The sequence below is a fragment of the Leptothoe sp. PORK10 BA2 genome (assembly GCF_034932105.1).
GTDB lineage: Bacteria > Cyanobacteriota > Cyanobacteriia > Phormidesmidales > Phormidesmidaceae > Leptothoe.
In genome coordinates this window covers 26,389-36,960 of the sequence record NZ_JAYGIG010000137.1, presented here as the reverse complement: position 1 = coordinate 36,960, position 10,572 = coordinate 26,389, and the positions used below count along the sequence as shown (strand labels likewise).

Here is a 10,572-nt window from a genome sequence, read left to right as displayed (position 1 = left end):
TGGCAAGCGTTTACTCATTTTCGCATTCAGCATGAAACTGAACGCCTTTATCCACACCGAAACCTACTCGGTGCAGTCGATTGGCCCCTGTTTGCTTGAGTTAGAGCGCGAGACCGGTTACGCCCTTTGGGTAAGGGGATGATCCGAAAGTTGTTCTGTTTGGTTTGTTTCGATTACCTTTTGCAAGATGGTGACAAAGTTGTTGCCAACAGTTTGAGTATTGGGATGGTCTTGTCCAAGCTTGGTAAGAAAGACCTCCAAGGCTTTGACGCCAAAGTTAGCCGACTCTGCATAACGTTCTAAGGCATAGAAAAACGTTGCCATATTGTTGTAGCTTCCGGCGGTGTCGGGATGATCAGGCCCGAGCTGCGCTTCGCGGATTTCTAAGGATCGCGCGTACAGGGGTTCGGCGTCGGTGTAGTGCCCCATAGATCGATACAGCCCAGCCAGATTATTCAGACTCGAGGCGGTGTCGGGATGATTAGGCCCGAGCTGCGCTTCGCGGATTTCTAAGGATCGCGCGAACAGGGGTTCGGCGTCGGTGTAGCGCCCCATAGATCGATACAGCTCAGCCAGATTATTCAGACTCGTGGCGGTGTCGGGATGATCAGGCCCGAGCTGCGCTTCGCGGATTTCTAAGGATCGCGCGTACAGGGGTTCGGCGTCGGTGTAGCGCCCCATAGAGTCGTACAGCAATGCCAGATTATTCAGACTCGTGGCGGTGTCGGGATGATCGGAGTCGAACCTCCGTTCTGACATTTTCAAGCGTCCCTTATACCAACGCTCAGCTTCTGGCCAGAGGCTTTGACTTTCATAAAATCGAGCTAACCCAGTAAATACCCAACCAGGATCTTCATCATCCGCCAGAATATCATTCAGTTCCTGTGCCACCAATGCCATGTGGGGGACACCTAAACCCACAGCTTGCCGATCATCTTTCCTAACAATGGGCTCAATAGTGCTAGCAAAGTTAGTCACTGCGACGGCCACGCCTTTTTGCAATGCAGACGTTTGCTCACCGAGTTCAGTTTCCAACTTACCCACCGTAAATTCACGGATTAACTGATGCAGCTGATAGCTGCCATCCTTGTCCCGCTGCAATAAATTACGCTTTACCAGTCCCGCATCTAGCCCCTCCTCCAGATCTTCCTCATCCCACTTCGACAATGCCCCCTCGATCAATCCCTTCGGTATGGGCGCAGCCGCAAAAATGCTCAACACCCCCATCAGCGTTTTCGCCTCCGGTGTCAAATCCTGCCAGCTCAGCTCAAACGCCGCCTCAATGGAATACTCATAGGCCATCTCCTCCGGCAGATCCCGCATCGCCCTAGCAGCCAGCTTCTGCAGTTCTAACCGTTCCAACAGTTTGCTAAACCTCAAATTCCCATGCACCGCCAAATACCGAGCAATCAGCTCCACCCCCAGCGGCAGCCGCTCCACCCACTCACACAGCGCCTCCGCCTCGGTTTGTTGTGCGGTTACCCGCTCCCTATCCCCCATCAGCGCCGTTAACAACTCAATCGCCTCAGGCAGCGGCAGCTCCCCCAAGTCCAACCGATCCACCGGCTTGTCAAACCGCTGCCGCGAGGTCATCAACACCCGAAAGCTAGGATTATCTATCGGCAAAAAGTGTTTTACATCCTGGTAGGTCTGCACATCATCCAACAACAACAATCTTGTCCCAGGAAAATGGTGACACCACTGGTCATAACACCATTTCACCCTGGCCCCATCGTCCGACAAAGTATCCGGCAACTGCCAATCAAACAGGGCAGCAGCCCCCACCAACAAGGTGGCTAAATTCTGTTCCCGCAGCTTGAAATACCACCGCCCGCCAGGGTACTCATCCTTTGCCTGCCGCACATACTGCTGCGCCAATGCGGTTTTACCAATGCCCCCCATGCCCGCTAGGGCGGCGATGGCGACCTGATCGGAGCCCTGTAGTTTTTGGTGGAGCGTTTTCAGCTCATCCTGTCGCCCGACAAACTCGCGGGCCACTAGGTTTTCTAATCCATAATCTGGGGTAGTTTTCTTTGGCGGTTCCCGTCCCGACGACTCCAGCTAACCGTCCTTGCCTGATCCACCAAAGTGAAATGTGGGGTTACCCTGCACCTGAATGACCGGCTGATTCGGGTCATTCACCTGTAAATTTTGCCCACCAAAATTCTGTTGCACATTGCGACCCGTGACATTTTCCATGGTCACAATCACCTGATGCAGCTCATCCGCTAGTTTCTTCGCATCTTGAGACAGACTGCTGTCCTGACTCAATACCTGTCCCAAATAGGCGGCCAGTTTTTCCTGATCTGCCTGGGCCTCTGGTTTTGCCGCTTGCTCCGGCAGCTGAGCCACATCGTCCGGCTTACCTTTAAAGCATTTCTCCCAAATCAGGTTGCCAAGCTTTTGCACCGTATCGCTGGCTTTTTCGACGACGGTTTCCCCGAGTTTCCCCCCCGCTCCTTCGTAGAACTTTTCTAGGACGATTTTGGCAATGGCTGTGGCGGCAGCCAGGGACAGGGCTCCGAGCATAGAGCAGTAATAGTTAGTAATAGGTCCCTAAGTTGTAGCAATTTTGGTTTGTATTTGTCAGGTACCCATGCAGGTTAACTTTTTGGATAGTTATGGGGATGATCAGGCCTTGAACTTCCCCCCTCTTCGAGAAGCCGCTTTGGCGTCTACATCCTAAATCCTTCTCCCGAGAGGAGAAGGACTTTGAAGTAAGCCTCCACCTTTTCCCAGGGAGAAAAGGATTCTCAGCCCAGGCCCCCCTTCTCCCCCTGGGAGCAAGGGGCTGGGGGATGAGGGCTCCCCCTTTTCCCAAGGAGAAAAGGATTCTCAGCCCAGCCCCCCCTTCTCCCCCTGGGAGCAAGGGGCTGGGCAATGAGGGCTCCCCCTTTTCCCAAGGAGAAAAGGATTCTCAGCCCAGCCCCCCCTTCTCCCCCTGAGAGCAAGGGGCTGGGGGATGAGGGCTCCACCTTTTCCCAGAGAGAAAAGGATTCTCAGCCCAGCCCCCCCTTCTCCCCCTGGGAGCAAGAGGCTGGGGGATGAGGGCTCCACCTTTTCCCAAGGAGAAAAGGATTCTCAGCCCAGCCCCCCCTTCTCCCCCTGGGAGCAAGGGGCTGGGCAATGAGGGTCTTTTGCTACAAATATTTTCGCTCTGAGTAGGGAATTTTACATCCCGTTTAAGCTGATAGCTACTTTGGCCCATGGTCGGCAGGCTGTGCCCACCCTACGCAACCACCCCACCCCCTATGTATCAGCTCCTCCAACTGGTTCACGTCATATTGCTGTACGTCATGCATTGGCTGCAGCCCTACCTCGGCCCCATCTGCATCATCACCGCCTGGTCCATGGTCATCCTCGGCATCTGGCAAGTGATCGCCGCCACCCGAGATAGCGTACAGCGAGCCCAAACCATGCACCGGATTCCCTGCGCAGACTGTAGCTTCTTCACCAACCAGGCCGTCCTCAAATGTCCGCTTCATCCTTCCCAGGCCCTGTCAGAAGACGCCATTGGCTGCACCGACTTTGAAACCGCTAACCCCACAGCGGCAGCTTACCAACGGCTGAAAACAAACGGATGAAGGCAGCGGACTGAGGTAGATAGTAAAAAGAAAGTGAGTTCAGCACCCCCAGATTAAATTCGCCTGAATTTAACCAGTCCTTTATCTATCGGTCAAACTAAACCAAATATTCTGTGGTGGGAGCCTGTTTTTTGCAGGATCAGCCACAATCACGGGCAATCTTAAAGAACACCTGACATTAAGGCTGGGTGTGTTTTCCCCTGGGTAGACCTCGGCTAGGGCCTCCTTAGCCTGCTGGATGATTTCTAGAATATCGCAATGATTTCGATTTTTATTTTGACCCACAATGAAGAACTGGATATTGCCGCCTGTATTGAGTCGGCCCTAGTGTCAGACGATGTCATTGTGGTGGATTCCTTTAGCTGCGATCGCACCTTCCCCATCGCCCAGCAATACCCCATCCGCGCCATCCAACACGCCTTCGAAAGCCATGGTAAACAACGCACCTGGATGCTCCGCAACGTCCCCACCAAACACCCCTGGGTCTACATCCTAGAAGCCGATGAACGCATGACCCCGGAACTCTTCAACGAGTGCGTCGCCGCCGCCCAGTCCGGCCAGCATGTGGGTTACTACGCCGCCGAGCGAGTCATGTTCATGAACCAGTGGATTCGTCGCAGCACCCAGTACCCCCGCTACCAGCTACGGCTGTTAGATAAACAACAAGTCTGGTTTGACGACTACGGCCACACCGAGCGCGAAGTGTGTGAAGGCACCACCGGCTTTTTGCAAGCCACCTATCCCCACTACACCTGCAGCAAAGGCTTTGGCCGCTGGCTCGAAAAACACAACCGCTACTCCACCGACGAAGCCCAGGAAACCATCCGCCAGCTATCGGGCCATGGCGTCAATTGGCGTGCCCTAGTCTGGGGCAGCTCCGAAGTAGAACGCCGCCGCGCCCTCAAGGATCTATCCCTGCGCCTGCCCCTGCGCCCCCTGGTGCGGTTTATCTACATGTACTTTTTCCTAGGCGGCATCCTAGACGGTCGGGCCGGATTTAACTGGTGTATGCTCCAGGCTTTTTACGAATATCTCATCACCCTCAAGGTGTGGGAACTCCAGCATGGCTGCACCACAGATATCCAGCTGCCTACCGAGCCGCCGTCGCCAGACCCCGCCACAGTGGCCATGCCAAACCCCGCTACCGCTCACAACACCATCCCATCTGCCAATAGCTGTGTTTGACCAACTCTGGGCAAACTAATCCCAAGGTGTCATAAATGCCAAAACTAGATTCAACGGCTCTAGGGCATTGCCCAAAGCCTTCAATGTGTGGTTGATATGCTGACCCAGGCCCAGTCCTTATCCCAATACCTGATTGCCCTTGCTCAACAACACCGCACCGGTGAACTGGTAGTGCAATCCACAACTACTGATCCTTGGAAACTTTACTTTTATTCAGGGCGGCTAATCTATGCCACGGGGGGGCAACATTCGGTCCGCCGCTGGTATCGCTGCCTGCGTCGCCATAGCGCAGAGTTTTCCCCCAGCTGGATTGCCAAAATGCGGCGGCCTGACGACCTCTGGGAGGTGGACTTTATTAACCAGGCGATCCAGTGTGGGCATATTTCCTTGAACCAGGCTAAGGCCATCATCCAAAGCATTGTAGATGAAGTGATGCTCACCCTGGTGGACTATCGCAGCGAAGATGTGCAGTGGAACCCCAATCGGATGGTGTCGCAGCAGGTGGTGTTTTTGTCAGTGCAGCAGGCGCTGGTGCGATCGCAAAAAATCTATAGCCACTGGCAAACCATGGGGGCAGAACATTTACCCACCCTCCTGCCCCAAGACCTGCCCTACCTCTGCCCCATCGTGATCAACCCCAAGGGGCTGCGGCTCCACGTTACCGAGGCCAAATACGAACGTCTGGCCCGCTGGATGCAAGGCAACATTACCCTTTGGGACATAGCCGCCCAGACCAACCGCTCCCTCACCGATGTGATCCAGCTGCTGCAACCGTTGGTATATCAGGGCTGGGTCGATTTCCAGCAGATTCCAGACATTCCAGCCCCCTACGCACCTCAACGGGTCATTCCTAGCAAGACCCCCAAGTTGCGCACCAAAGGTCTCATTGCCTGCATTGACGATAGCCCCTTAGTCAGCCGAGTGATGGCGGAACTGGTGCAGCCCCTGGGCTATGAGGTGCTGCCCGTCACCAGGCCCGTCGAGCAAATCTCCACCCTATCCCAACACCAGCCCGACCTGATTTTTCTAGACATCACCATGCCCAACATTAGCGGCTACGAACTGTGTAAGTTTCTCCGCCGCACCGATGCGTTTTATGACATCCCGATTATTATCCTCACCGGACGGGACGGCATGCTCGACCGCATGCGGGCCAAAATGGTCGGGGCCGATGATTTTTTAGCCAAACCTCCCAGCCCCGATAAGGTGGCCCAGCTGTTGGCCAAATATATTCCAGGGGAGCCGTTGGACTAGAGTTTTCAGTTCTGATAGCAAGCTACTAAATGCATTCAGCAGCTTGCTATACAATTAACACCTGCACAACTACTGACCCCCAACGCATGGCCAGCTCCCAGCCCGACGACCAAAGCCCCCGTGAAATTCGTGCTGCCCGCTTGCAGAAGGTAAATGACTTAAAACAACTGGGGCTAAATCCCTATGCCTACACCTGGGATGTCACCCACCAGGCGGCGGCGCTCCAGGAACAATTTACCGAGCTGCCCGACGGTGAGGAAGCCGATTTTGAGGTGAGCATTGCCGGTCGAATTATGGCCCGGCGAGTGTTTGGTAAGCTTGCCTTTTTCACCCTTCAAGACGAAACCGGCGCGATTCAACTATTTCTCGATAAAAAGACCATCCAGGCGGCCATGGCCGAGACGGATGACCAAGCGTTTAACCACCTGAAACAGCTCACGGATGTGGGGGACTTTTTGGGGGTGAAGGGCATCATCAAGCGCACCGACAAGGGTGAGCTGTCGGTGAAGGTCAGCACCTACACCATTCTCACCAAGGCCCTCATGCCCCTGCCCGACAAGTGGCATGGCCTGACCGATGTGGCTAAGCGCTATCGCCAGCGCTATGTGGATTTAATTGTCAACCCCGAGGTGCGAGATACATTTCGGAAACGGGCCCAGATTACCGCGTCCATCCGCCGCTACCTAGACCAGCAAAATTTTATTGAAATTGAGACGCCGGTTTTACAGACGGAGCCCGGTGGGGCCGATGCCCGTCCCTTTGTCACCTACCACAACACCATGGACATGCAGCTCTACCTGCGCATTGCCACGGAACTACACCTAAAGCGACTGATTGTGGGCGGATTTGAACGGGTGTTTGAAATGGGCCGCATCTTTCGCAATGAAGGCATCTCCACCCGCCACAATCCAGAATTTACCTCCATAGAGCTGTACCAGGCCTACGCCGACTACTACGACATGATGGACATCACCGAGGCCCTGATTGTCAATGCGGCAGAGGAGGTGTTGGGCACCACTGACATTACCTACCAGGGTGAGGCCATCAACCTCACCCCCCCCTGGAAGCGCATCACCATGCATGCGGCGGTCCAGGAAAAGACCGGCGTAGATTTTGCCACATTTACGGACCTGGATGCCGCCAAAGCAGCGGCGAAGGAGGCGGGTTTAAACGGTGTGGATGACTGCCCCTCCATTGGCCATGTCTTAAACGAGGCCTTTGAGCAGACGGTGGAGGCGACGTTGATTCAACCCACGTTTATTACCGACTATCCGGTGGAGATTTCCCCCCTAGCCAAACCCCATCGGCATCAGCCCGGTCTAGTGGAACGGTTTGAGCTGTTTATCGTGGGGCGAGAAACGGCCAATAGCTTTTCGGAGCTGACAGACCCGGTGGATCAGCGGCAACGTCTGGAGGCCCAGGCGGCCAAAAAAGCAGCGGGGGATCTGGAGGCCCAAAGCCTAGACGAAGACTTTGTCACCGCATTGGAATATGGCATGCCTCCCACCGGCGGTATGGGCATGGGCATTGACCGCTTGGTGATGTTGCTAACCGACTCCCCCAGCATCCGCGATGTTATTGCATTTCCGTTGCTTAAGCCCGAACTAGGGGGGACCGATTAAACTATAGGGGAAGGACACGGCGCTGGCGCAGCGTGGCAGGACAGCAATCATGCTGTAATTGCTGTCCCCTGGCGTGGTTGAGGGAATGTTTGTAATATTCACTGAGCATTCCACGCTAGTAATCCACACAAAAGGGCTTACTAGCTCCCCGTTCAGCCCTAGCTGATGTATGGCATTAACCAATCTGTCACAGTTCTTATCTGACTGGAGCTATAGGTTAGCCCATACTCAAAATCAGCCATCCTCTGAATTAAATTTTTCGTTAGATTATATTTTAGCGAACCCGTATAAATCACTATGGCTCAGTCATCTGCAGATAGTACGTTGGCCCGTTTGTCGCAGGGCAATATGCCTGGTCATCTGAAGACTCAGGTTCAGCATTTATCTAAGCCCAGATTTATCGAGCTTCTAGAATTAATCATTCAAGAGTTTGAGTATTTCCTCAAGGCGATCAACCTGATCAATAATCAATCGCTGGAAACGCTTTTAGGCGAATTGTTAGAGGCGTTCACGTTGAAAATTGGCCAGATCCTCGAAGCTGAGCGCACCACAATTTTTATTGTAGATGAGGAGAATCAGGAACTGTGGTCCAAAATTGCCCAGGGGGATGATGAACAGCCGGTGGAGATCCGCATTCCCATGGGAAAAGGGATTGCTGGGTATGTGGCAGAGAGGGGAAAAACCCTGAATATTCCCAGTGCTTATGACGATCCCCGCTTTAATCGCGCGACCGATCAGGAAACGGGCTATCGGACTAAGAATGTGCTGTGTATGCCCATTTTTAGTGATGGGGAAAACGTGGTAGCCGTGGTGCAGCTGCTGAATAAAATTGGTAACGACCGCTTTACCCCCAATGATGAAAAGGAGTTTGAATCCTTTGCCCAGTCCATTGGGGTGCTGTTGGAGAGCTGCAACTCGTTTTACACGGCAGCGCGCACCCAAAAAGGTCTGAATGCGCTGTTAAATGCGATCTCATCGTTGGATCAAAGTTTAGAGTTAGAGGTGACGCTGCAGTCGGTGATGACTGAAGCCCGTAAGCTGATGCAGGCGGACCGCAGCACCCTGTGGCTGATGGATGGGAATGAACTGTGGTCCAAGGTGCTCAGTGGAGATCGCACCCAACTGGTGGAGCTGCGTCAGGCCAATGATAAGGATAGTATCGTGGGCTATGTGGCCTCCACGGGCGAAACCTTAAATATTCCCGATGCCTATAAAGATAGTCGGTTTGACCGTTCGGCGGATGAGCGCACGGGCTATCACACCCACAGTATTTTATGTATGCCGGTGTTTAATTCATCGGGGCGGATCATGGGGGTAACCCAGCTGATCAACAAGACGCAGGGTTCCTTTACCCGGTCCGATGAGTCCTTTATGAAGGCGTTTAATATCCAGGCGGGGATTGCCCTGGAAAATGCCCAGCTGTATGAGAATGTGCTGTTGGAGAAGCAATACCAGAAAGATATTCTCCAAAGCCTTTCCGATGCGGTCATTTCCACGGATATGGGGGGGCGGATTGTCACTATCAATGAGTCGGCCCTGAGCCTATTGGGCTGTCCGGCGGCGGCGGCGGAAGATGAGGCGACGGCCGACCAGCTAAAGCAGGCTTGGGAAGACATTTTGGTGGGTCGTCTCCTGTGGGAGGTGGTGCCGATTGAGCGGTTGCGATCGCGCCTCGCCGACAGTTTAGAGTTTGGCTCAGAGCATTATGTGCCAGAGCAAACCCTGCGGGTGGCGGTGGCCACGGTGGAGGGTGAGCAAACATTGCTGGTACCGGTGGAACTGCGCAGCCAACCCTCCACCTTCTTTCCCAACCAGGAGATTGACGAGGACCAAACCTACTTCCCTTGGGGGCAGCAGGCGATCACCATCGAAGCCCCTGACGATATCCGCCACCTGGAGCACAGCATTAACCTGACGGTCAATCCCCTAACCGCCCCTGGCGGCGGGGTGCGCGGCGGGGTGGTGGTGTTAGAGGACATCAGCCAAGAAAAGCGGATGAAAACCACCCTCTATCGCTACATGACTCCCAGTGTGGCGGACCAGGTTATGGCCCTGGGGGAGGATTCCCTAATGGTGGGCAAACGGCGGGATGTGACAGTCCTGTTCTCAGATATTCGCGGCTATACCACCCTGACGGAGAGTCTAGAAGCCTCCCAGGTAGTATCCATGTTGAACGAATATTTTGAGACCATGGTGGAGGCGGTGTTCAATCACCAGGGCACCCTGGATAAGTTTATTGGCGATGCCCTAATGGCCGTATTTGGGGCACCGCTCCCCCTAGACAACCACGGTTGGTCTGCGGTGGAGGCGGCTTTGGATATGCGGGAGCGACTGGTGCACTTTAACCGGGCTCGCCAGGCCTCCAGTCGGCCCAAAATCAACATTGGCATTGGCATTAGCTCCGGAGAAGTGGTTTCGGGAAACATCGGTTCTCGGCGCAAAATGGAATACACGGTGATTGGCGATGGGGTGAATCTCAGCTCTCGCTTGGAGGGGGTAACCAAGCAGTATGGCTGTGACATTGTCATGAGCGAGCACACCTATGACCGCTGCCGGGATTTGGTCTGGGTGCGGGAACTGGATCTGACCCGAGTGAAAGGGAAAACGGAGCCGGTGAAAATTTATGAGCTGATTGGCAACCGCCAAAACTACGAATTAGATGCCGGCACCCAGGACTTTTTGGATCTCTATCGGCAGGGGCGTAGCGCCTATACCTCGCAAAAATTTAACCGGGCCTTAGAACTATTTGCCAAGGCCAAGGTGATGCGGCCCCAGGATAAGGCGGTGGATGTGCATATTGCTCGTATTCATGCCTATTTGGAGAACCCGCCAGCAGCCGACTGGGATGGGGTCTATGTGATGACGACCAAATAGAATTTGGCCATGGTCGGCAGGTTAAAATGGGCGGTGCAAATTTTCCTTGGGAG

General features: G+C 54.2%; 7 protein-coding genes. 5 read left to right on the top strand and 2 right to left on the bottom strand.

What is annotated here, in order from left to right; all coding sequences use genetic code 11:
* Positions 1–117: 117 nt before the first annotated feature.
* Together VB741_RS22255 and VB741_RS22250 are read right to left on the bottom strand one after the other, a co-directional pair.
* Complete coding sequence (locus VB741_RS22255) at positions 118–1,998, bottom strand: tetratricopeptide repeat protein (RefSeq protein ID WP_323367410.1); 1,881 nt, start codon at positions 1,996–1,998, stop codon at positions 118–120.
* Between the two features lie 63 nt (positions 1,999–2,061).
* Positions 2,062–2,529, bottom strand: a complete 468-nt coding sequence (locus tag VB741_RS22250) for a hypothetical protein (RefSeq protein WP_323367409.1) — start codon at positions 2,527–2,529, stop codon at positions 2,062–2,064.
* A 722-nt stretch (positions 2,530–3,251) separates the two neighbouring features.
* On the opposite strand from VB741_RS22250, the gene VB741_RS22245 reads away from it, so the two are divergent.
* From VB741_RS22245 to VB741_RS22225, 5 genes are all read left to right on the top strand, one after another.
* A complete protein-coding gene (locus VB741_RS22245) occupies positions 3,252–3,584 on the top strand; it encodes a hypothetical protein (RefSeq protein WP_323367408.1) in 333 nt (110 codons plus the stop codon).
* Between the two features lie 258 nt (positions 3,585–3,842).
* Positions 3,843–4,769, top strand: coding sequence for a glycosyltransferase family 2 protein (locus VB741_RS22240; RefSeq protein ID WP_323367407.1), 927 nt, complete (start codon positions 3,843–3,845; stop codon positions 4,767–4,769).
* Between the two features lie 96 nt (positions 4,770–4,865).
* Positions 4,866–6,023, top strand: coding sequence for a response regulator (locus VB741_RS22235; RefSeq protein WP_323367406.1), 1,158 nt, complete (start codon positions 4,866–4,868; stop codon positions 6,021–6,023).
* Between the two features lie 86 nt (positions 6,024–6,109).
* A complete protein-coding gene (gene lysS / locus VB741_RS22230; protein WP_323367405.1) occupies positions 6,110–7,645 on the top strand; it encodes a lysine--tRNA ligase in 1,536 nt (511 codons plus the stop codon).
* A gap of 297 nt (positions 7,646–7,942) precedes the next feature.
* Positions 7,943–10,519, top strand: a complete 2,577-nt coding sequence (locus tag VB741_RS22225) for a GAF domain-containing protein (RefSeq protein ID WP_323367404.1) — start codon at positions 7,943–7,945, stop codon at positions 10,517–10,519.
* Positions 10,520–10,572 lie beyond the last annotated feature (53 nt).